At 53.1% G+C, this 22,701-nt stretch carries 23 protein-coding genes and 1 pseudogene; 12 read left to right on the plus strand and 12 right to left on the minus strand.

The genetic code is table 11. The annotated features are described in order from the left end of the window. Positions 1–187 precede the first annotated feature (187 nt). Entirely contained in the window at positions 188–1,753 is a 1,566-nt protein-coding gene (nhaB, locus tag EHN07_RS19575) for a Na(+)/H(+) antiporter NhaB (RefSeq protein ID WP_124025681.1), read from the plus strand. Between the two features lie 141 nt (positions 1,754–1,894). Next, positions 1,895–2,425, plus strand: coding sequence for a disulfide bond formation protein DsbB (dsbB, locus tag EHN07_RS19580; RefSeq protein WP_124025682.1), 531 nt, complete (start codon positions 1,895–1,897; stop codon positions 2,423–2,425). Between the two features lie 43 nt (positions 2,426–2,468). On the opposite strand, the gene EHN07_RS19585 is transcribed toward dsbB, so the two are convergent. The 5 genes from EHN07_RS19585 to EHN07_RS19605 all read right to left on the minus strand — a co-directional run bounded on the left by EHN07_RS19585 (position 2,469) and on the right by EHN07_RS19605 (position 4,688). Next, a complete protein-coding gene (locus EHN07_RS19585; protein WP_124025683.1) occupies positions 2,469–2,708 on the minus strand; it encodes a putative hemolysin in 240 nt (79 codons plus the stop codon). Positions 2,709–2,777: 69 nt separating this feature from the next. After that, positions 2,778–2,954, minus strand: a complete 177-nt coding sequence (gene ymcF, locus EHN07_RS20745) for a cold shock small protein YmcF (protein ID WP_124025701.1) — start codon at positions 2,952–2,954, stop codon at positions 2,778–2,780. 95 nt (positions 2,955–3,049) lie between these two features. Beyond that, entirely contained in the window at positions 3,050–3,496 is a 447-nt protein-coding gene (locus tag EHN07_RS19595) for a YcgN family cysteine cluster protein (protein ID WP_124025684.1), read from the minus strand. Between the two features lie 90 nt (positions 3,497–3,586). Further along, complete coding sequence (locus tag EHN07_RS19600) at positions 3,587–4,246, minus strand: fumarylacetoacetate hydrolase family protein (RefSeq protein WP_124025685.1); 660 nt, start codon at positions 4,244–4,246, stop codon at positions 3,587–3,589. 166 nt (positions 4,247–4,412) lie between these two features. Next, positions 4,413–4,688, minus strand: coding sequence for a YcgL domain-containing protein (locus EHN07_RS19605; RefSeq protein WP_124025686.1), 276 nt, complete (start codon positions 4,686–4,688; stop codon positions 4,413–4,415). A gap of 126 nt (positions 4,689–4,814) precedes the next feature. Between EHN07_RS19605 and minC the strand changes: the two genes are divergently transcribed. From minC to minE, 3 genes are read left to right on the plus strand one after another with little or no spacing between them, the layout of a single operon-like run. Further along, complete coding sequence (minC, locus tag EHN07_RS19610; RefSeq protein ID WP_124025687.1) at positions 4,815–5,522, plus strand: septum site-determining protein MinC; 708 nt, start codon at positions 4,815–4,817, stop codon at positions 5,520–5,522. Positions 5,523–5,545: 23 nt separating this feature from the next. Continuing rightward, the gene (gene minD, locus EHN07_RS19615; RefSeq protein WP_064559011.1) at positions 5,546–6,358 is read left to right on the plus strand and encodes a septum site-determining protein MinD; all 813 of its coding nucleotides are present in this window, start codon (positions 5,546–5,548) and stop codon (positions 6,356–6,358) included. 3 nt (positions 6,359–6,361) lie between these two features. After that, positions 6,362–6,640: a cell division topological specificity factor MinE gene (gene minE, locus EHN07_RS19620; protein ID WP_124025688.1), complete on the plus strand. Its 279-nt coding sequence runs from the start codon at positions 6,362–6,364 to the stop codon at positions 6,638–6,640. 167 nt (positions 6,641–6,807) lie between these two features. Here the strand turns inward: minE and rnd are convergent, their stop codons facing one another. The 5 genes from rnd to yoaA form a co-directional block, all read right to left on the minus strand. Next, a complete protein-coding gene (gene rnd / locus EHN07_RS19625; protein ID WP_208647008.1) occupies positions 6,808–7,929 on the minus strand; it encodes a ribonuclease D in 1,122 nt (373 codons plus the stop codon). Positions 7,930–7,999: 70 nt separating this feature from the next. Further along, on the minus strand, positions 8,000–9,685 hold the full coding sequence (gene fadD, locus EHN07_RS19630) for a long-chain-fatty-acid--CoA ligase FadD (protein WP_124025689.1): 1,686 nt from the start codon (positions 9,683–9,685) through the stop codon (positions 8,000–8,002). Between the two features lie 204 nt (positions 9,686–9,889). Next, a complete protein-coding gene (locus EHN07_RS19635; protein ID WP_124025690.1) occupies positions 9,890–10,486 on the minus strand; it encodes a Slp family lipoprotein in 597 nt (198 codons plus the stop codon). A 44-nt stretch (positions 10,487–10,530) separates the two neighbouring features. Continuing rightward, a complete protein-coding gene (tsaB, locus tag EHN07_RS19640) occupies positions 10,531–11,226 on the minus strand; it encodes a tRNA (adenosine(37)-N6)-threonylcarbamoyltransferase complex dimerization subunit type 1 TsaB (RefSeq protein WP_124025691.1) in 696 nt (231 codons plus the stop codon). A 71-nt stretch (positions 11,227–11,297) separates the two neighbouring features. Next, positions 11,298–13,208: a DNA repair helicase YoaA gene (gene yoaA, locus EHN07_RS19645; RefSeq protein ID WP_124025692.1), complete on the minus strand. Its 1,911-nt coding sequence runs from the start codon at positions 13,206–13,208 to the stop codon at positions 11,298–11,300. Positions 13,209–13,333: 125 nt separating this feature from the next. On the opposite strand from yoaA, the gene EHN07_RS19650 reads away from it, so the two are divergent. Then, positions 13,334–13,678 (plus strand): RidA family protein, encoded by a 345-nt coding sequence (locus tag EHN07_RS19650; protein ID WP_124025693.1) that lies wholly within the window; start codon positions 13,334–13,336, stop codon positions 13,676–13,678. Between the two features lie 107 nt (positions 13,679–13,785). On the opposite strand, the pseudogene EHN07_RS19655 reads toward EHN07_RS19650, so the two are convergent. Beyond that, a pseudogene (locus EHN07_RS19655) lies at positions 13,786–13,968 on the minus strand (YoaH family protein); the annotation flags it as partial. Between the two features lie 114 nt (positions 13,969–14,082). Here EHN07_RS19655 and pabB point away from each other — a divergent pair. The 3 genes from pabB (at position 14,083) to sdaA (ending at position 17,586) form a co-directional block, all read left to right on the plus strand. Then, positions 14,083–15,438 carry an aminodeoxychorismate synthase component 1 gene (pabB, locus tag EHN07_RS19660; protein ID WP_124025695.1) on the plus strand — a complete coding sequence of 452 codons (1,356 nt, stop codon included), beginning with the start codon at positions 14,083–14,085 and terminating at the stop codon, positions 15,436–15,438. Between the two features lie 3 nt (positions 15,439–15,441). Next, on the plus strand, positions 15,442–16,020 hold the full coding sequence (locus tag EHN07_RS19665; protein WP_124025696.1) for a CoA pyrophosphatase: 579 nt from the start codon (positions 15,442–15,444) through the stop codon (positions 16,018–16,020). Between the two features lie 201 nt (positions 16,021–16,221). After that, positions 16,222–17,586 carry an L-serine ammonia-lyase gene (gene sdaA / locus EHN07_RS19670; RefSeq protein WP_124025697.1) on the plus strand — a complete coding sequence of 455 codons (1,365 nt, stop codon included), beginning with the start codon at positions 16,222–16,224 and terminating at the stop codon, positions 17,584–17,586. A gap of 58 nt (positions 17,587–17,644) precedes the next feature. On the opposite strand, the gene yoaE is transcribed toward sdaA, so the two are convergent. Then, complete coding sequence (gene yoaE, locus EHN07_RS19675; protein ID WP_124025698.1) at positions 17,645–19,204, minus strand: CNNM family cation transport protein YoaE; 1,560 nt, start codon at positions 19,202–19,204, stop codon at positions 17,645–17,647. Between the two features lie 480 nt (positions 19,205–19,684). Between yoaE and manX the strand changes: the two genes are divergently transcribed. The 3 genes from manX to EHN07_RS19690 all read left to right on the plus strand — a co-directional run bounded on the left by manX (position 19,685) and on the right by EHN07_RS19690 (position 22,396). After that, on the plus strand, positions 19,685–20,653 hold the full coding sequence (manX, locus tag EHN07_RS19680) for a PTS mannose transporter subunit IIAB (protein ID WP_124025699.1): 969 nt from the start codon (positions 19,685–19,687) through the stop codon (positions 20,651–20,653). A 75-nt stretch (positions 20,654–20,728) separates the two neighbouring features. Continuing rightward, positions 20,729–21,529: a PTS mannose/fructose/sorbose transporter subunit IIC gene (locus tag EHN07_RS19685; protein ID WP_124025700.1), complete on the plus strand. Its 801-nt coding sequence runs from the start codon at positions 20,729–20,731 to the stop codon at positions 21,527–21,529. Between the two features lie 12 nt (positions 21,530–21,541). After that, positions 21,542–22,396, plus strand: coding sequence for a PTS mannose transporter subunit IID (locus EHN07_RS19690; RefSeq protein ID WP_034495941.1), 855 nt, complete (start codon positions 21,542–21,544; stop codon positions 22,394–22,396). The last annotated feature ends 305 nt before the right edge of the window (positions 22,397–22,701 follow it).

Below are 22,701 nucleotides of genomic sequence, written 5' to 3' on the forward strand. Positions count from 1 at the left end.
CCTTCTTTGTCAGCAATCTCTATTCCTGCGCCTTGATTGATATCATATGCGCGAGTACCCTGAAGCGACACAATGGAACGCAACTTTTTATATCTATCCGAATGATTTCAACGTTAAGAGCGGGGAGACTACATCGCCTCGCCTGGCTTTGAAGTAATACAGATAACTGGAGCATGAAAATTCTACGATGGAAATGTCTACCGGGCGTGCGCTATTTCGTAACTTCTTAGGCCAGTCACCAAATTGGTATAAACTGGCTTTACTGGCTTTTTTAGTCATTAACCCTGTAGTTTTCTGGTTTGTCAGCCCATTTATTGCAGGCTGGCTGCTGGTGGCAGAGTTTATCTTTACGCTTGCCATGGCCCTGAAATGTTACCCGCTGTTGCCGGGTGGGCTACTCGCCATTGAGGCGGTGTTTGTCGGCATGACCACGGCAGATCATGTACGTGAAGAGATTTCCGCCAATCTTGAGGTGTTACTGCTGCTGATATTTATGGTGGCGGGGATCTACTTCATGAAGCAGCTGCTGCTTTTGGTGTTCACAAAGCTCCTGCTCGGCATTCGCTCAAAAATCTTACTTTCCCTCGCTTTTTGTATCGCGGCCGCTTTTTTATCGGCATTTCTTGATGCCCTCACCGTGGTTGCGGTAGTGATAAGCGTAGCGGTTGGCTTTTATGACATCTACCATCGCGTCGCCTCCACCGGCGAGCTTGAAGATGATATTCAGGATGACACCAGGCTCGACGCCGATAACCGCAGCACGCTTGAACAGTTCCGCGCCTTTCTGCGTAGCCTGATGATGCACGCGGGGGTTGGCACCGCGCTGGGCGGCGTAATGACCATGGTCGGCGAACCGCAAAACCTGATTATTGCGAAAAATGCCGGCTGGCATTTTGGCGATTTCTTATTACGTATGGCCCCGGTTACCCTGCCGGTGCTGTTCTGCGGTTTAGCGACCTGTGTGTTACTGGAGTCCAGTAAGATACTGAGCTACGGCGAAAAACTGCCCGAAAAAGTGCGTGATATTTTGCAGGATTACGATACCAAAAGCGCACAAAAACGTACCCGTCAGGATCTTATGAAGCTGATGGTGCAGGCGCTGATTGGCATCTGGCTGGTGATTGCGCTGGCGCTGCACCTGGCTGAGGTGGGGTTAATTGGCCTGTCGGTGATTATTTTTGCCACCTCCCTGTGCGGCGTCACCGATGAGCATCAGATAGGTAAAGCTTTTACCGAAGCGCTGCCGTTCACCGCCCTGCTAACCGTCTTCTTTGCGGTTGTTGCCGTAATTGTCGACCAGCATCTGTTTACGCCGGTGATTCAGTTTGTCCTGCAGGCCGAACCGCATTCGCAGCTGGCGCTGTTCTATCTGTTCAACGGCATTCTTTCGTCGATTTCCGATAACGTGTTTGTCGGCACCGTATATATCAACGAAGCGAAAACCGCGTTGACCAACGGCGTTATCGATCTGAAACAGTTTGAGCTACTGGCCGTGGCGATTAACACCGGCACCAACCTGCCATCCGTTGCCACGCCAAATGGCCAGGCCGCGTTCCTGTTCCTGCTCACCTCGGCGCTGGCCCCGCTCATTCGTCTTTCATATGGCCGCATGGTGCTGATGGCGCTACCCTACACCCTGGTGCTGACCCTGGTCGGGTTGATATGCGTTGAATTTACGCTGGTGCCGGCAACCGAATGGATGCTCCATGCAGGTTGGATCTCCTCGCCAGGAATAAATTCGTTTTCGCATTAAGAGTGGCTAAACGGGCGCAGGCCCGTTTAGGTTTTGTGCCTGAATAACATTCAATTAGCGGATTATTTTGATGTGCATACTGGCGCAAAAATCGAATTCGTTTACACTGCCGACTCAACGCATGCTGCAGGGATACTGATTATGTTGCGATATTTAAACCAATGCTCCCGTGGGCGCGGTGCCTGGCTTCTTCTGGCATTCACTGCTTTTGCCCTGGAAATGGTGGCATTGTGGTTCCAGCACGTCATGATGCTGAAACCTTGTGTGATGTGTATTTACGAACGTTGTGCGCTGTTTGGCGTGATGGGGGCAGGGATTGTCGGCGCTATCGCACCAAAAAGCCCGCTGCGTTATGCCGGGATTGCGCTGTGGCTCTACAGCGCCGGAAAAGGTCTGCAGCTGGCATGGGAACACACCATGCTTCAGCTTCACCCTTCTCCGTTTGTAACCTGTGAATTTGCCGCGCGTTTCCCGAGCTGGCTGCCGCTGGATAAGTGGTTACCGTCAGTGTTTGTGGCAACAGGTGACTGTTCCGTGCGCCAGTGGGAGTTCCTGACGCTGGATATGGTGCAGTGGCTGTTAGGGATTTTTGCCGTGTTCCTGCTGCTTGCCGTGCTGGTGTTCATTGCTCAGCCCTTCAAACCAAAGCGCCGCGATCTGTTTAGCCGCTAACTATAAGATTTAAATACAAAAACCCGCTGATGCGGGTTTTTTATTATTCACGATCGCGACGGTAAAGCTGCCACTGGTCTATACGTTCGCCACTCGGTAAAACGCAATCGCCGCGCTCACCCAACTCGGTTTTCACCGCGCGCAGCTCACCGCCTTTCTCTGTACAGTAAACTGACGCCGGGTTCGGCATACCGATAACCTGCGGCGGCTCAGGTGCCGTAGGTTGTGGTGATGAACAGCCGCTGAAAATCAGCGCCCCGAGCAGTAGTGTTATTTTTTTCATTATGCCTCCGTTAATGGAGGCAATGGTAACAGCGCAGGCAAGAGCAAAGCAAACCAGCGAAGCCAGCGCTTAGCGAGCCGCTACGTTATATTGATGAATCGCACTCATCGGACGATGAAGGAGGTGCATCCCTGATTTACAGAAGATACAAACAGCGCCATGGGGATTTGTTTCTCGGACATCGTAGTGGGAGGTGCGATACTGTGAACCGCCGCATGACGGACACTTAAATGTTAAATACTGGATAAAAACCTACTTTTATTTATTATTGAAAGAACACCCTATCATAAAGCGTTCGCTTTGTACGATTTATTTTTGTGTTCTTTCATCAACCCGGTGGTTTAGTCTGCCCACTCAGGTTTGTTCAATATATGCTCCTGCCAGTCGCGCACTTCGGACTCTTTTACCGCAATATGGCGCACCGAGATGCGCTCACCGTGCATGGCCGCTTTGGAACCGCTCAGCAAAGGATGCCACGCTGGCAAGGCTTTGCCTTCGGCTAACAGGCGATAGGCGCATGAGTGTGGCAACCATTCGAAAGTCGGCAGGTTATCACGGGTCAGCTTGATACAATCTGGCTCGTACTCAAAACGGCGTTCGTAGTTCTTACACTGGCAGGTTTTGATGTTTAGTTGCTTACAGGCGACGTTGGTGAAATAGATCTCATCCGTGTCTTCATCCATCAGCTTATGCAAACAGCACTGGCCGCAGCCGTCACACAGAGATTCCCACTCCGCGTCACTCATTTCGTCAAGAGTCCTGCTCTGCCAGAACGGCGCTGTAGTCATGATGTTGGTCCGGTAATCAAAAAACAAGCGCACCTTATAAACAGTCTCGGCTACAGATGCAAGCGTTGCCGCCCGCAGGCGGCAAATTGATTATAGAACGCGGGTAGTCAAACTGCGATCGGCGAAGCTGACTTCGAGTTCATCACCGCTGCTCAGTGGCCCTACCCCGTCCGGGGTACCGGTGAGGATCACATCCCCCGCGCGTAGCGTGAAGAAGCGGCTCATATAGGCTATCAAGGGTACGATTTTATGGATCATGTCCGCCGTGCTGCTCTGCTGGCGCACTTCACCATTAATTTTCAGCGCAATCGGAGTATTTTGCGGATCGCCGCTAAATTCACTCACAGGAATAAAGCCGGAGATAGGGCAAGCGTTATCAAACCCTTTGGCTTTTTCCCACGGCTGCCCGGCTTTTTTCAGTTTTCCCTGTAAATCACGCAGCGTGAGATCGAGGGCGACACCATAGCCTGCAATCGCTTTGCTGACATGCTCTTCCGTTGCCTGCCTAAGCGTAGAGCCAATCAGAATCGCCAGCTCCACTTCATGGTGAACGGAGCCCAAATCGGCGGGCAAAACCAGCGGCTGGCGAATATCACACAGCGCGCTTTCTGGTTTAATAAACAACACCGGCTCATCCGGCGTTGCGCCGCCCATCTCTTTGATATGTTTTGCGTAGTTGCTGCCTACACACACTACTTTGCTGACCGGAAAATCCAGCAGCGCACCCTGCCAGTTATGATGCTGATACATATCTTCCCCCTGCGTCGTGGCGTTAATGACTTTTGATAGTAGAGAAAAATGGCCGCTGAATACCGGTGCCCACAACTGCTGGAGTATTCATCCGGTTCGCCGCGGTTATTTGTTCTGAATATCATCTACCTTTATGTTGTGTATAGAGTTGCTATGGGTCTGAAACTTATTTTTTCGGACTATTTTGCAGGTGCATTTTTAACAAACTTTCTGGCGGCGGTGGCAGCTGTAAATAATAGCCTTCATCTTTTAGCGCCTGTTTCACTTTTTCAACATCAGCGTTCGCCAGTTTTTTACTGCCATCCAGCGGTAATAACATCGCCAAATGAGGAGTGCCAAAACCTTTCATCAATTCCTCAGGCACGCGCGAGAAATCGTCTTTTTTTTCGACATAAAGATAAGTCTGGTCACGTTTGCTACTTCTGTAGATCACACAAAACATTTTTTTTACTCTATTTTCGCCAGCTGGTGGCTTGCCTGAATATAGCGGTGACTATAACATGCCAGATGTACTTCGGAATATCGTCCCACAGCGGTGGGGATTAAAACTGAATTGAGTAAGGGCAGGATGTCAAACACGCCAATCGAGTTAAAAGGCAGCAGTTTTACCTTATCCGTGCTTCATTTACATGATGCACAACCCGAGGTCATTCTCCAGGCCCTTCAGGATAAAATTTCTCAGGCTCCCGCCTTTCTGAAAAATGCGCCGGTAGTGGTGAATGTGGCCAGCCTCAAGGGTTCGGTCAACTGGAAGGAAGTCCAGCAGGCGGTAGTTTCATCCGGTCTGCGGCTAGTCGGGATTAGCGGCTGTAAAGACGAAACGCTGAAAAAAGAGATCGAGCGCGCCGGTTTGCCCCTGCTGACGGAAGGGAAAGAAAAAAACTCACGCGCGAAAGCCGCGTCTGTTGAAATTGCGCCCCCTGCCGAGCCCATTGTTAGCCCTGTCACAAAAACGCGTTTGATTGATGCCCCGGTTCGTTCCGGCCAGCGCATTTATGCGCCAAACTGTGATTTGATTATTACCAATCATGTTAGTGCCGGTGCAGAACTTATCGCAGATGGTAATATTCATGTTTACGGCATGATGCGTGGCCGTGCTCTGGCGGGTGCCGATGGCTCCCGTGATGCACAAATATTCTGTACCCATCTTGCTGCTGAGCTGGTCTCAATAGCGGGTGAATACTGGCTGAGTGAGCAGATACCAGCCGATTATTATGGGAAAGCGGCGCGCCTGAGTCTGGCGAGCGGTGCTCTCTCCGTTCAATCTTTGAATTAAGCCCTTTAACAAGGAATTCCTTTATGGCACGCATTATTGTTGTTACGTCGGGTAAAGGGGGCGTCGGTAAGACCACGTCCAGCGCGGCCATCGCTACGGGTTTGGCCCAAAAGGGAAGAAAAACCGTCGTTATCGATTTTGATATTGGCCTGCGTAACCTGGATTTAATTATGGGTTGCGAGCGTCGCGTGGTGTATGACTTCGTTAACGTTATTCAAGGTGATGCGACATTAAACCAGGCGTTGATCAGAGATAAACGTACCGAGCAGCTTTATATTCTGCCAGCATCGCAAACGCGCGATAAAGACGCCCTGACCCGCGAAGGCGTGGCGAAGGTGCTTGAAGACCTGAAAAATATGGACTTCGAATTTATCGTTTGTGACTCCCCGGCGGGGATTGAAACCGGCGCATTAATGGCGCTCTATTTTGCCGATGAAGCGGTTATCACCACTAACCCTGAAGTTTCCTCGGTACGCGATTCAGACCGCATTCTGGGGATTCTTTCTTCTAAATCTCGCCGCGCCGAAAACGGCGAAGCGCCGATTAAAGAGCACCTGCTGTTAACGCGCTACAACCCAGGCCGCGTAAATCGTGGCGATATGCTGAGCATGGAAGATGTGCTGGAAATTCTGCGCATTCCTTTGGTCGGGGTTATTCCTGAAGATCAATCGGTGCTGCGTGCTTCAAACCAGGGGGAGCCGGTCATTCTTGACCAGGAGGCCGACGCAGGTAAAGCTTACGCGGATACCGTTGAACGCCTGCTTGGCGAAGAACGCCCTTTCCGCTTCATTGAAGAAGAGAAGAAAGGCTTCCTCAAACGCCTGTTCGGAGGATAAGTTATGGCATTACTAGACTTTTTTCTCTCACGGAAAAAGAATACCGCCAACATTGCAAAAGAACGCCTGCAAATTATCGTTGCGGAGCGACGCCGTGGTGATAGTGAACCTCATTATTTACCGCAGCTAAAACGCGATATTCTGGAAGTGATTTGCAAATATGTAAAAATCGACCCGGAGATGTTAACCGTGGTGCTCGATCAAAAAGATGACGATATTTCCGTTCTGGAACTTAACGTGACATTGCCGGAGGCACCGGAAGCCACAACGAAATCGGCGTAATACTTGTTACCTGATAAGCCCCGGAAATGATCTCTGGGGCTTATTTATTTTTACGCTCTCACTACTTTTTTAAAACAGACTATTCTTAAAGGTTAATGTTTATATCCCATTATTATCGCGGCAAACACTGTAATTATTCCCAGTAAACTTTCCGCGCCTGTTAGCTATTAAAAGTCTGCCAGCAGCGTTTTTAACGCCTCGCCCATAACACCACCACGCCAGCCGCTGATTAATTCTGGTGGCGTTGCCGATGATTTTAATTGCCAGTGCCAGTTTAACAGCTGGTTAATTTGGCGGCGTGAGGCCAGTAATTCAGCGCTCAAACCACAGGTTTCACTCACCTGCTGCACTAAAGCTTTAATCGCTTTGAATACACGGCGGTAGCCCGGCATATCCACCAGGTTGCTTAACGGCTCGGGTAACGCCTCATCGCTTAGCGCCTGCGCCTCAGCCACCATTGCCAGTAATGCTTTACCGTGGAAGCGGATTTCGCTCCCGCTCAGGCCAAGGTGTTCAAGCTCGCCTAAAGATCCCGGCATATAGCGCGCCACCTGCCAGAGATGCTCTTCACGCACCACGAAATTAACCGCCATATCGCGCTCGCGCGCTTTACGCAGACGCCAGGATGCCAGCTTTTTCAGGCATGCAAGCTGGCGGGTTCGCAATTGCCAGGCATTGCCGATTTCACGCCATGCTTCTTCCGGGTCCAGCACATCCTGACGACGCGCCGCCATTAAGTTGCACTCATCCAGAGCCGCCTCCATCCAGCCGGCAGCCGCGGTCTCTTCCATTAGCTTATGCGCAATTGGCAGTAGATAGAGCACGTCGGCGGCGGCATATTCACACTGACGTTCGGTCAGCGGGCGCGCAATCCAGTCGGTGCGGGATTCACTCTTATCCAGCGCGATGCCGGTAAAAGCTTCGACAATGGTCGCAAAACCGCATGAGAGCGGACGCCCGCTGAAAGCGGCCAGGATCTGCGTATCGATAAACGGCTCGGGCAACATGCCAAAGGCGTTAAGGAACACCTCCAGATCTTCACTCCCGGCGTGCAGGAATTTGATCACCGCCGTATCCTGCAACAGAGTTTTAAACGGCGACCAGTCGGAGATGGTCAACGGGTCAATCAGCGATACCGTTTCACTATCGTAGAGCTGGATCAAACCCAACTGCGGGTAGTAGGTGCGGGTGCGAACAAACTCGGTATCCAGCGCAACGGCTGAAAATTTACGCGCCGCCTCGCACACGGTGGCCAGGGCTGCGTCGGTAGTAATCATTTGGTAAGTCAAATTCAGTTCTCTTAGGTTTGCGCCCATAAAAAACGCCGGCGAACCGGCGTTAGGGCGACTGACTCGGAGCTCAGGCGTTATTGTTGCCTTTACTGACCGATTCGTCACGTAGTTCTCGTCGTAATATTTTGCCAACGTTCGATTTTGGCAGCTCTTCGCGGAATTCCACCAGCTTAGGTACTTTGTAGCCGGTAAGGTGGCGACGGCAAAACACGATTAGCGCTTCTTCGGTCAGCAAGGCATCCTTCTTCACCACAAAGATTTTCACCGCCTCGCCGGAGGCACCATTCGGAACGCCAACCGCCGCAACTTCCAGCACGCCGCTGTGTTGCATCACGACATCTTCAATTTCGTTTGGATAGACGTTAAAGCCTGAGACCAGAATCATATCTTTCTTGCGATCGACGATACGCATAAAGCCCTCTTCGTCGATCACCGCGATATCACCGGTACGCAGCCAGCCGTCATGCAGAATTTCATCGGTCGCATCCGGACGCTGCCAGTAGCCCAGCATCACCTGTGGGCCTTTCACGCACAGCTCACCCGGCTCGCCTGGCGGCACTTCTTCACCTTCGTCATTAATCAATTTCACTTCGGTAGACGGCACCGGCAAACCGATACTGCCGCTGTGATAATTCATATCGTGCGGATTGGCGCTGACTAATGGCGCACACTCGGTCAGCCCATAGCCTTCAAGCAGGAAGCGCCCGGTTAATTTTTCCCAACGCTCCGCCACGGCATGTTGCACAGGCATCCCGCCGCCGGCGGAAAGATGCAGGCTGGAAAAATCGAGCTGCTGGAACTCTTTGTTATTAAGTAACGCATTAAACAGCGTGTTTACGCCCGTCATGGCGGTAAAGGGATATTTGGCCAGCTCTTTGACCAGCCCGGGAATATCTCGCGGGTTAGTGATCAGCAAGTTTTGCCCGCCAAGCTCAATAAACAGCAGGCAGTTCATGGTCAGCGCGAAGATGTGGTAAAGCGGCAGTGCGGTAACCACCAGCTCTTTACGTTCAAACAGCAGCGGGCTGTAGGCGGCTTTGACCTGTTCGAGGTTTGCCAGCATGTTGCGGTGCGTCAGCATCGCCCCTTTGGCCACGCCGGTCGTTCCGCCGGTATATTGCAGGAACGCGAGATCGACATTAAGAATTTCAGGTTTGATGTACTGGAGACGATAGCCGTGTTGCAGCGCGCTGCGAAAGGAGATGGCATCGGGCAGGTGATATTTCGGCACCAGCCGCTTGATGTATTTCACCACGAAGTTAACCAGCGTACCTTTTGCCGCGGAGAGCTGATCGCCCATACGCGTCAGGATCACGTGTTTCACCTGGGTTTTGTCAACCACTTTTTCCAGGGTATGGGCAAAGTTCGAGACAATCACAATCGCGCTGGCGCCGCTGTCATTAAGCTGGTGTTCAAGTTCGCGCGGCGTATACAGCGGGTTAACGTTCACCACCACCATGCCTGCGCGTAAAATACCAAATAACGCCACGGGATATTGCAACAGGTTCGGCATCATTAATGCCACGCGGTCGCCTTTTTGCAGACCCAGCCCCTGTTGTAAGTACGCGGCAAACGCGCGGCTGCGCTCTTCCAGCTTCCGGAAGGTCATCACTTCGCCCATATTCATGAATGCAGGCTGGTCGGCATAGCGCGCCGCCGCTTGTTCAAACATATCAACCAGGGAGTGATAACGGTCAGGATTTATCTCAGCCGCAACGTCGGCCGGGTAGCGGTTAAGCCAAACCTTCTTCAAGGATCCACCTCTGAATGTCGTATTTGTTGTCATCACAACCCCAATACATAAACACATCGTTAACATAATATTAACTCAGCGTACCAGTTTATTAATTAGGCTGATTTAAGGTTGCGAAGCACATCACTAATTATTTTTATTCCATTCTGAAAATAAAGAGACAGCGGACCTGCCGCTGCCTCTTTGATTCAGTCAAACAAACGGTTACTCGGTAACGATAGTCTGTACCTGGGCCGGGTCAGGATTGTACCAACCTCCCCCCCACATACCGCCGTAACCATAACGGCCATGATAAGGCCCGCCCCAGAACCACGGGTCGATCGGTTGTGGCGGCATCACCACCTGCTGCGTAACGCGCCAGCGTTTATAGCCATTCACCTGCAGCACCATAAACTTATAGGGTGTTTCACCGACTTTAGCTTCAACCACGCCGCTGATGGGGCCAACGACGGTAACCAGTTGGCCACGGAAATCCACCGGGTCGAGGAAGCCATTAACGTCCGCGTAAATGCGACCTTTGGAGGGTTCACCGAGCAGAGGGCGGGCGCCTTCGTCGAGGTTAACCGTGGCGATTTCCAGACGGGTTTTTCCCTGTTGGTTATCGATGTTTACCACTCGCCCACCGAAACGCGCCTCCTGCCCGATATAGAGCTGCGGCGCATTCATCACCCGCACTAAATCTTGCTGAGGCATGGCGCTGGTGCCTTTAATGGCATCAGGTATGCTGACGCAGCCGCTGAGCAATATTGCCGCTGCGGCTGCCGCTAATCGGCTCACTATTCTGACAGATAAACCAGCCATATCCTCTCTCCTCCAGCCGTTTCGCTTAACGAAAACCTTGAGTGCTACTCGCGACCTGGAAGTTTCTTCCATGTCACTTCATTACGCAGGTAAACCGGCTCGGCATGTTCAACCGCCAGCGTATTCCCGGAATTAAGCGCCTGAATAGCCAAAGGCAGCATGTCTTGCGCCGTCGGCAGTGAAACTTCGCCATCACGAATAATGAGTTCACTGCCCTGAGCCATATCAGGCCAGGCCTGCCAGCCGGTACCCACCGTAGCCCATTCGCCTGCCAGCTGCTTCAACCGTCCGGCAACCGCCTCAGGTTTTAACACCGCTTCGGTTTCTTCACCGTGCCAGATGCCGTGTTCATCGCGCTGATATTCCGCCCAGTACACTTCCCCCATCCGGGCGTCGATAGCGGCCAGCACGCGCGTAGCGCCCGTCATGCGCCATGCGCCTTGCGCCATTGTCGCAAGCGTTGAGATGCCAATCATCGGCAGTTCAGCGCCCAGCGCCAGCCCCTGCGCAATACCAATGCCAATACGGACGCCGGTAAAACTACCGGGGCCACGGCCATAGGCCAGCGCATTTAGCTGGTTAAGCGCAACGCCGCCTTCGTTCAGGATATCGCGTACCAGCGGCAGGATACGTTGCGTGTGTTCGCGCGGGCAGAGTTCGAAATGGGCACAGGAAACCCCTTCGTTATACAGAGCAACTGAACAAGCTTCTGTCGCGGTATCGATGGCTAAAATTCGCATGGCTTTGCCAACCTCTGGCGGAAAAAATAGGGTCAAAAATCGGCGCGCATCATACCATAGCCTGGCATAAATTACTGCGCCGGACCTGAGTTAAGGAACGCAACTGCCCGATTTATATCCCGCGTACGCGGTGTGGGCGGCAGGCTGTTGAGGAACACGGCCCCGTAGGGGCGCATCACCAGGCGGTTATCGCAAATCACTAATACCCCCCGGTCGTCCACATCGCGAATTAAGCGCCCGACGCCCTGTTTCAGGGTGATAACCGCGTCCGGGAGCTGCACATCTTCGAAGGGATCGCCGCCGCGCAGGCGGCAATCTTCCATGCGCGCTTTCAGTAGCGGATCGTCAGGCGAAGTAAACGGCAGTTTGTCGATGATCACCAGCGACAGCGCATCGCCACGCACGTCTACCCCCTCCCAGAAACTGCTGGTCGCCACCAGTAAGGCGTTACCGGCATCAACAAACTGCTGCAATAGCTGGCCTTTGCTGGTTTCCCCCTGCAGCAGCACCGGCAGAGTCATGGTAGCGCGAAACTGTTCGGCCAAATCGCGCATCATGGAATGGGAGGTACACAGCATAAAGCAGCGACCGTTGTTGGCCTCAATCAGCGGCTTGAGCATTGTTGCCAGCTGCCTGGCGGCGGCCGGCTGATTGGCCGCGGGCAAACCGCGTGGCACGCACAATAACGCCTGGCTGGCGTAATCAAACGGGCTGGCTAATAGCAAGGTCTCGGCGTTGGTAATGCCCAGGCGATCGGTAAAGTGGCTGAGCTGGTCATTGACCGAAAGCGTGGCCGAGGTAAAGATCCAGCTGCCTGCTTTCTGGCCAATCACTTCCTGGAATTTATCGGCAACCGACAGCGGTGTCAGCGCCAACGTGAAGTTACGCGAGTTGCACTCATACCAGTAACTATAGCCTGGCGTGTCGACCTCTTTGAGACGCTTGATGCGCCCGCGCAAAATCACCGCCCGCTCAAACGCTGCATCCAGCAGCGCCGAACGCCCCAGCGACAGTTTTGCCACGTCATAGCACAGCTCCAGGGCGTCATCGAGCAGCAGCAGCGCACGCTGAATCGATGGCTGCGCCAGCAGTTCACGCAAGTTGCCGCGATAGCCGGGATCGCCCATTTGCAGGCGGAAATCCTGGGTGCTCTGCGCCAGGCGGTCAGCGCTCTTTTGTAATTGCTGCGCGTCACGCACTTCGGTGCGATAGGCGATAGAGATGTCTTTGGCGATATCCAGCAGCTGGCGGCTGGAGACCGACTGGCCGAAATATTGGCTGGCGATGTCCGGGATTTGGTGCGCTTCATCAAAAATCATCACTTCGGCTTCGGGGATCAGCTCACCGAAACCGCCCTCTTTCACCACCATATCGGCGAGGAAAAGATGGTGGTTCACCACCACCACATCGGAATCCATCGCTTTTTTACGCGCCTTGACCACGAAACACTCTTTATACAACGGGCAGTCCTGCCCCAGGCAGTTGTCGTTGGTGCTGGTCACCATCGGCCAGACGGCGGAATCTTCCGCAACGCTTGCGCAGGTGCTGATATCTCCATCGACCGTTTCAATCGCCCAGCCGCGCAGCTTCACGATATCGCTCAGGGTCTGCACTTGCAGATCGCCCCCCGCCAGCGCCTGCTGCTCTAAACGTTCCAGGCATAAATAGTTGGATCGCCCTTTCAGCAGCGCCAGCCGCCCTTTAAAATCAAGCGCGCGCGCAACCGTCGGCAAGTCTCGGGAAAAGAGCTGATCCTGTAAGGCTTTTGATCCCGTCGAGATAATGACTTTTTTGCCCGATCGCAGCGCTGGTGCCAGATAAGCGTAGGTTTTACCGGTCCCGGTCCCCGCTTCCACCACCAGCTCGCGCCCGGAAGCGATAGCTTTGGTGACGGCTTCAGCCATCTGCCGTTGCGGCTCACGCGGTTTAAAACCAGTTATCGCCGTGGCGAGTTGGCCGTCTGCTGCAAAATCGTCTGTCACAATATCTCCTGGGTTAGGCCCGCGATTATGTCAGCCCGGGCGGTGTTTATCCAGCTAGCCGGTGGCAGCGGCCTGCGGATTGTGGCAGGCTAGCGCTCGATGAATAAGCTGAAAAGGAAACAGTGATGAGTATTGTGCGTATAAAACCCGAAGCGCGTTGGTCTGATGCGGTGATTCACAACCACACCCTTTACTACACTGGCGTGCCGGAAAACCTGGATGGCGATGCCTACGAACAGACGGCAAACACCCTGGCGCAGATCGACGCCGTGCTGCTTGAGCAAGGCAGCGATAAGAGCAAAATCCTCGACGCCACCATTTTCCTGCCGGAAAGCGCCGACTTCGCGGCGATGAATAAAGCCTGGGACGAGTGGGTTGTCGCGGGTCATGCGCCGGTACGCTGTACCGTGCAGGCAAAATTAATGAACCCGCGCTACAAAGTAGAAATTAAGATTATCGCGGCAGCGTGAAGCCATGCGGGTCGCGGCCCGCGTTATTTATCGTCGTCGTTTTCTTCATAATGATCGACGTACCTCTCCTGGTCGTCATCATTGGCGTTTTCGTCGTCGCTTTCAGCCTCGCCGATATCGTCGTCTTCAAAGCGAACGGCAACCATTTCACCGGTATGACTGGCGCGGATTTCTGCGGCAACCATTGTAATCGCTTGCCCACTGCTCATACCGTTGGCCATCAGCTCCTGAATACGCTCAACGGCTTTTTGCTGCTGCTCATGGGATAATGCGGGTAATCCTGCAAACATTTTCGACTCCTGTTACATTGCCTGGGGTAATTATTTCACGCTGCTTTCCTTGATTCCAGAGCGTTCACTGGTAAGCAGGATGATCTGTCTCTTTTTTAGTTGTGGTTTATAACGTTGCAGACTCTAACTTTTCGCACTTTGCCGTGGCATCCGACTACGGTTCAGCACGCTGGCAAAAAGGTTGCGCAACAGCCGTGGGCAATGCTGCTGCATTCCGGTTTTGCTGACCATCCCCATAGCCGTTTTGATATTCTGGTGGCAGACCCTCGCGCAACGCTGGTAACCCGAGGCGCTGAAACGACAATCTGCATAGCCGGCGTCAGCTCAACCCACTCCGGCGACCCGCTACATTTATTGCAGCAAACCCTTGATAGCTTTGGCTACCAGCCTGCCACACACCCGGAATTACCCTTTTTAGGCGGCGCGCTGGGTTTATTTGGCTACGATCTGGGCCGCCATTTCGAAAAATTACCGCAGATTGCCCGCAACGACCTCACTACGCCGGATATGGCGATAGGTATTTATGACTGGGCGCTGATAGCCGATCATCAGCTTCACAAGCTTACGCTGGTTTGTTGGGGAGATATTGCGGCGCGCCTGAACTGGCTACAGGCCCAGACAGCACCGGTTGTTGAGCCGTTCCGCCTGACAAGCGCGTGGTGCTCCAATATGACCCGCGAGCAGTATGGACTTAAATTCCGTCAGGTACAGGAATATCTCAAAAGCGGCGACTGTTACCAGATCAATCTCGCACAGCGTTTTCACGCCAGCTTTCAGGGTGATGAATGGCAGGCCTTTGAGCGCCTGAATGCCGCTAACCGTGCCCCCTTCAGCGCCTTTATTCGCCTGCCGCACAGTGTGATTCTGAGCCTGTCACCGGAGCGTTTTGTGTTGCTGGCGGGTAAAAATATCCAGACGCGGCCAATTAAAGGCACGTTGCCCCGTCTTGCCGACCCGGTTGCCGATGCGCAGCAGGCCGAGAAGCTTGCGAACTCGCCAAAAGATCGCGCGGAAAACCTGATGATTGTCGATTTGCTGCGTAATGATATGGGGCGTGTTGCCGTACCGGGTAGCGTAAAAGTCCCCGAGTTATTTGTGGTGGAGCCCTTCCCGGCGGTTCACCACCTGGTCAGCACTATTACCGCTCGCTTGCCGCAGCATCTGCAGGCAACCGACCTGCTGCGCGCCTGTTTCCCTGGCGGGTCGATTACCGGGGCCCCCAAAGTACGTGCCATGGAGATCATCGAAGAATTAGAGCCGCAACGGCGCAACGCCTGGTGCGGGAGCATTGGCTATCTGAGCTTCTGCGGCAATATGGACACCAGTATTACCATCAGGACGCTGACCGCTGAAGGCGGTAAACTCTACTGCTCCGCGGGAGGCGGCATTGTGGCCGACAGCGATGAATCTGCGGAATATCAGGAAACTTTTGATAAAGTTAATCGTATTCTGCCGCAATTAGAGAATTGATGAATGGCTGCTTCATCCCTGAGCATGAACGATTTCTTAACGCGTTTTCAGCTGCTGCAACCCTCGGCTCCATCCATCAGCGGCAATAAACGCCAGGCCGCAGTGCTGGTTCCTGTGGTACGCCGCCCGCAGCCCGGCCTGCTGCTGACGCAGCGTTCCGCGATGCTGCGTAAACATGCCGGACAGGTTGCCTTCCCCGGCGGCGCGGTTGATGACAGCGATGAATCGTTAATTGCGGCAGCGCTGCGTGAAGCCTGGGAAGAGGTTGCCATTCCTCCTGACAGCGTTGAAGTGATTGGCACTCTGCCGCCGGTGGATAGCGCCACCGGGTTTCGGGTCACACCGGTCGTCGGCATTATTCCCCCCAATCTGCCCTGGCGTGCCTGCGAAGACGAAGTCGCGGCGGTGTTTGAGATGCCGCTGGTGGAAGCGTTGACGCTTGGCCGCTACCATCCGCTGGATATTCATCGGCGCGGTAACGCTCACCGCGTCTGGCTCTCCTGGTATCAGCACTACTTTGTCTGGGGCATGACGGCGGGCATTATCCGCGAGCTAGCGCTACAGACAGGCGTGGAAGCCTGATCACTCTTTAATTCTGTAAATACGTCTATATTTAGCAGAGTGTCTTGCCGCACTTTAGCCGTCATTAGGGCAGCTAAGGTTAAGCATTAGTTTAATTCATGTGAATAATTTACAACGGTAAGCAATAAATTTTTAAACTAACCCGCTGTGATTTTGCAGCAGTAAATTTTATTTATCCGGTGTCCTGAAAGGAGTTTTAGCGTGATTAGCATATTCGACATGTTCAAAGTCGGCATTGGGCCTTCCAGTTCCCATACCGTCGGTCCGATGAAGGCCGGTAAGTTGTTTGTCGATGACCTGCTCGAAAAAGGATTACTGGAAAGCACGACGCGTATTGGTGTTGATGTTTACGGCTCCCTCTCTCTGACGGGCAAAGGGCACCATACCGATATCGCCATTATCATGGGCCTTGCAGGCAATGAACCGGCCACGGTAGATATTGACGCCATTCCGACGTTTATCCGCGATGTAGAAACCCGTAGCCGTTTGTGGCTGGCCCAGGGTCGCCATGAAGTCGATTTCCCAAAAGATTCCGGCATGTGTTTTCGCCACGACAACCTGTCGCTGCATGAAAACGGCATGACCATCCACGCGTTTAGCGGCGAGAAAGAGATCTACACCAAAACCTATTACTCCATCGGCGGCGGGTTTATCGTTGATGAAGAGCATTTCGGCAAAGAGTCCGCAGACGAAATCGTCGTGCCCTACTCCTTTAATTCAGCCCAGCAAATGCTTCAGCATTGCAAGGACACCGGCATGTCGCTGTCCGGCGTGATTATGCAGAACGAACTGGCTCTGCACAGCCGTAAAGAGATTGAAGAGTATTTTGCTAACGTCTGGCAGACCATGCGTGCCTGTATCGATCGCGGTGTGAATACCGAAGGCGTGCTGCCTGGCCCGCTGCGTGTGCCGCGCCGTGCATCTGCCCTGCGCCGTATGCTGGTTTCCAGCGATAAACTGTCCAACGATCCGATGAACGTGATCGACTGGGTGAACATGTTTGCGCTGGCGGTTAACGAAGAGAACGCCGCGGGCGGACGTGTGGTTACCGCACCGACCAATGGCGCCTGCGGTATCGTTCCGGCCGTGCTTGCCTATTACAATCACTTTATTGAGTCGGTTAGCCCGGATACCTATATCCGTTACTTCCTCGCCTCCGGCGCGATTGGCGCGCTGTATAAGATGAATGCCTCTATTTCGGGCGCTGAAGTGGGTTGCCAGGGGGAAGTGGGCGTGGCCTGTTCCATGGCTGCCGCAGGCCTTGCAGAAATTCTCGGCGCAAGCCCGGAGCAGGTGTGCGTTGCCGCAGAGATTGGGATGGAACATAACCTGGGGTTAACCTGCGATCCGGTGGCAGGCCAGGTGCAGGTGCCCTGCATCGAACGTAACGCCATTGCTTCAGTGAAGGCTATTAACGCCACTCGTATGGCGATGCGCCGCACCAGCGAGCCGCGCGTCTCACTCGATAAAGTTATCGAAACCATGTACGAGACGGGCAAAGATATGAACGCCAAATACCGTGAAACTTCACGCGGTGGCCTGGCTATCAAAGTGCAGTGTGATTAATCCCTTCCGGCCCTCTGAAAAGAGGGCCACCCTGTTCGGGTGACCCTGCTACGCTAAATCACTCTTCTTCGTCTTCATGTTCAGAACGTTCTTTTACCACGCGTACCAGGTCGACGCGGTAATCGTTGGCTTCAACAATCTGAATGCTAAGCGGAGCCACTGCAATAACCTCACCTTTTTTCGGGATCTGGCCGTTTACCGCAATAACCAAACCGGCAATCGAGGCGATGTCTTCACTGTCGTTGACCAGCGTATTGATATCCAGGTGCTGCTGAATCGCATGCAGGTCGGTGGAGCCTTTCACTAACCAACCGTCGCCATCGCGCACGATTTCAGGCGTTTCGTCAGCATCCGGGAATTCACCGGCAATCGCCTCCAGCACATCCAGCGGCGTGACCAGGCCTTGTACTATGCCAAACTCGTTATTGACGATAACGAAGCTGCCGCGCGCGCGGCGCAATACACCCAGCAGGTTGATGGGGTCCAGGGTTTCTGGAACCACAATAGCCGGATACTGCGCGGCAATAGCGGCCACATCTCCGCCATTTTCCAGCGCCACCAGCAGCTCTTTAGCACGCACAATACCGATAATTTCATCAAGTTCACCACGGCATACTGGGAACAAGCTGTGCGGCGACTCAAGCAGCTGCTCGCGAATTTCCGCGCGGGATTTCTCGGCATCGACCCATGAGATTTCTCCACGCGGCGTCATGATGCTGCGCAGCGAACGAGACGCCAGCGTCAGCACGCCGTTAATCATGTAACGCTCTTCTTCAGCAAAAGATTCCGCTTCGATTGGCGTTATCGTTTTGTGGTCTTCATTCTGAGCACGCTGTTGGCGTTTGCCGTTCATCAGGCGCAAAATCGCGTCAGCCGTGCGGGCGCGCAGCGGCACATTGGACTGGTGGCGAATAAAGTTACGGCGCGCAATCTGGTTGAAAAACTCGATGATTATCGAGAAGCCAATCGCGGCGTATAAATAGCCTTTCGGAATATGGAAACCGAAGCCTTCAGCCACCAGGCTCAGACCAATCATCAACAAGAAGCTCAGGCACAGCACCACGACTGTAGGATGTTGGTTAACAAAGTTGGTTAACGGTTTTGACGCCAGCAGCATCACACCCATTGCGATAACCACCGCCGCCATCATCACCGGCAGGTGATTGACCATCCCCACCGCGGTAATTACCGCATCCAGTGAGAACACCGCATCCAGCACCACAATCTGTAATACCACCACCCAGAAACTGGCATAACCTTTGCCGTGCCCGTCATCATGCTGGCGATTTTCCAGCCGTTCATGGAGCTCGGTCGTTGCCTTAAACAGCAAGAACAGGCCACCAAACAGCATGATGAGATCGCGTCCGGAGAAGGTCATTTCGCCGACGCTGAACAACGGCTGAGTTAAGGTCACCATCCATGAGATTAATGACAACAAACCCAGGCGCATCAACAAAGCCAACGATAAACCGATGAGTCGGGCTTTATCACGTTGTTTTGGCGGTAATTTATCTGCGAGGATGGCAATAAAGACCAGGTTATCAATACCCAGTACGATTTCCAGCACAATTAGCGTCAGTAAACCCACCCAAATCTGGGGATCCATTAAGAGTTCCATGACATGCTCCTGCTTTGAAAATAGCTAAGCAGCATCCCGCATAACGCGGACGCAGTGATATGAGTTGAGATGGTTTCGGGGCGTGAAACGCCAATATGAAAGGCTGAATACTCAGACCTGAGATTGAAAAGACGTCGGTGACGGTCCATACAGTGGGCTACAGCCCTGTACTCCTTAGCGATTAAACAAGAAGCAAACAATATCAGAGCAAGATGCTCTTTTGCAAAGTTTTACCTTATTTTGCAATTTTTCTGCAACCTCGGGAGGCCATATTTTGTCGCTCAATTCCTTGAAAAGGTAACAAAGTTAAATTACCGATCTTCATCACATAAAATAATTTTTTCACTGTCTAAAATAAATCCGTCTTACGTTACGCATCTTTACTCATACCGTTATCTGAATCGATTCGCTTGATGAAACGGATAATCTACAAAACACCCATATTAAGGGTGTGGTGATGACCAACACAGGAGGTAGCAAGTGACTATTGCTATTGTCATAGGCACGCATGGCTGGGCAGCAGAACAGTTGCTGAAAACCGCAGAAATGCTATTGGGCGAACAGGAAAACGTTGGCTGGATAGATTTCGTTCCCGGCGAAAACGCCGAAACTCTGATCGAAAAGTACCATGCTCAACTGGCCAACCTGGCCACCGACAAAGGTGTGCTGTTTCTCGTCGATACCTGGGGCGGTAGCCCGTTTAATGCTGCCAGCCGTATTGTCGTCGATAAAGAGCATTACGAGGTCGTCGCCGGGGTCAATATTCCGATGCTGGTCGAAACCTTGATGGCTCGCGATGATAACCCGTCGTTCGATGAGTTAGTGGCGCTGGCGGTCGAAACTGGCCGTGAAGGGGTGAAAGCCCTGAAAGCAGAACCGGTTGAAAAAGCGGCTCCTGTGGTTGCCACCGCGGCACCTAAAGCCGCAGCACCGCTCAAGCCAATGGGCCCCAATGATTATATGAACATCGGTCTGGCGCGTATTGACGACCGTTTGATTCATGGCCAGGTTGCGACCCGCTGGACCAAAGAAACCAACGTGACCCGCATTATTGTCGTCAGTGATGAAGTGGCAGCCGATACCGTGCGTAAAACGCTGCTGACGCAGGTTGCGCCTCCCGGTGTGACCGCCCATGTGGTGGATGTGGCTAAAATGATCCGCGTCTACAACAACCCCAAATATGCAGGCGACCGTGTGATGCTGCTGTTCACCAACCCAACCGATGTTGAACGCGTCGTGGAAGGCGGAGTGAATATTAAGTCAGTCAATATCGGCGGAATGGCGTTCCGTCAGGGTAAAACCCAGGTGAATAACGCCATTTCCGTCGATGAAAAAGATATTGAAGCCTTTAAGAAACTCAACGCGCGCGGCATTGAGCTGGAAGCGCGCAAGGTTTCCAGCGACCAAAAACTGAAAATGATGGACCTGATTGCGAAGGTGAAAGGCTAACTGCCGCAGTGATTGGCTCAATTCGACGTTTTGCTCAGATTTCACACATAAGTCACACGTTTAAGGAGAAGTACAATGGAGATTACCACTCTTCAGATTGTGCTGGTGTTTGTCGTAGCCTGTATTGCCGGTATGGAGTCGGTGCTCGATGAATTTCAGTTCCACCGTCCGCTGGTCGCCTGTACCTTAATTGGTCTGGTACTCGGTGATATGCAAACCGGTATTATTATCGGCGGCACATTAGAAATGATTGCTCTGGGTTGGATGAACATCGGTGCAGCGGTAGCTCCCGATGCGGCCCTGGCGTCGATTATCTCAACTATTCTGGTCATCGCCGGTCACCAGGGCATTGGTTCTGGTATCGCATTGGCCATCCCGCTGGCGGCGGCAGGCCAGGTGCTGACCATTATCGTTCGTACTATTACCGTGGGCTTCCAGCACGCAGCGGATAAGGCCGCCGAAAACGGCAACCTCTCGGCGCTCTCCTGGATCCACGTCTCCTCCCTGTTCTTACAGGCAATGCGTATCGCTATTCCTGCCGTTATCGTCGCCATTTCCGTCGGTACCAGTGAAGTACAGAACATGCTCAACGCCATTCCTGAAGTGGTGACCAGCGGTCTGAACATCGCCGGCGGCATGATTGTGGTGGTGGGTTATGCGATGGTCATCAATATGATGCGCGCAGGCTACCTGATGCCCTTCTTCTATCTGGGCTTCGTTACCGCGGCTTTCACCGATTTCAACCTGGTTGCGCTGGGTGTGATTGGCGCTGTGATGGCAGTTCTGTACATCCAGCTGAGCCCGAAATACAACCGTTCCGCCGGCGCACCTGCGCCAGCAGCCGGTGCTAACGATCTCGATAACGAATTAGATTAATAGGTGAGCGAAATGGTTGATACCACCAAAACAACGACTACCGAGAAAAAACTCACCCCGGGTGATATTCGTGGCGTATTCCTGCGTTCTAACCTGTTCCAGGGGTCATGGAACTTTGAACGTATGCAGGCGCTGGGCTTTTGCTTCTCAATGATCCCGGCAATCAAACGCCTGTATCCTGAGAACAACGATGCGCGTAAGCAGGCGATTAAACGTCACCTGGAATTCTTTAACACCCACCCTTATGTGGCCGCCCCGGTGCTGGGCGTAACGCTTGCGATGGAAGAGCAGCGTGCAAACGGCGCGGAAATTGACGATGGTGCCATCAACGGTATCAAAGTGGGCTTAATGGGGCCGCTGGCCGGCGTAGGTGACCCGATTTTCTGGGGCACAGTACGCCCGGTCTTCGCAGCACTTGGCGCCGGTATCGCGATGAGCGGTAGCCTGCTTGGCCCCCTGCTATTCTTTATCCTGTTCAACGCCGTGCGTTTGCTGACCCGTTACTACGGGGTAGCTTACGGATACCGTAAAGGTATTGATATCGTTAAGGATATGGGCGGCGGCTTCCTGCAAAAACTGACCGAGGGGGCGTCAATTCTCGGCCTGTTCGTTATGGGGGCACTGGTTAACAAGTGGACGCACGTTAATATACCGCTGGTGGTGTCGAAGATAACCGACCAGACCGGCGCGGTTAAAGTGACCACGGTGCAAACCATACTTGATCAGCTGATGCCGGGTCTGGTGCCGTTGCTGTTAACCTTTGCCTGTATGTGGCTGCTGCGTAAGAAAGTTAACGCGCTGTGGATCATCATGGGCTTCTTCGTTATCGGTATCGTCGGTTATGCTATCGGCCTGCTGGGTCTGTAATTTGAGTATTTGAGTACAACCGGGGGCCTGCCCCCGGTTCAGACTGATGACAAACCCACGTGTTTCGCCAAACGAACATAGGTCATCAATAAAAGACAAGGAAAATCAATTTATTGATTTTCAGCTGATAACCACAAAGAAGGAAAAACCACGCTTTTTCCTTCTTTGTCAGCAACCTCAGGGGGGTAAATGCCCCCTCAAGCCTGAATGCTTAGCCCGGCAATACGATATTGCTTTCTGCCAGCGATCCCATCTCATTGTGCATAGCGCACGCCGCATCCACTAAATGCATCGCCAGCGCCGCG

Source organism: Buttiauxella warmboldiae (genome assembly GCF_003818135.1).
Taxonomy (GTDB): Bacteria; Pseudomonadota; Gammaproteobacteria; order Enterobacterales; family Enterobacteriaceae; genus Buttiauxella; species Buttiauxella warmboldiae.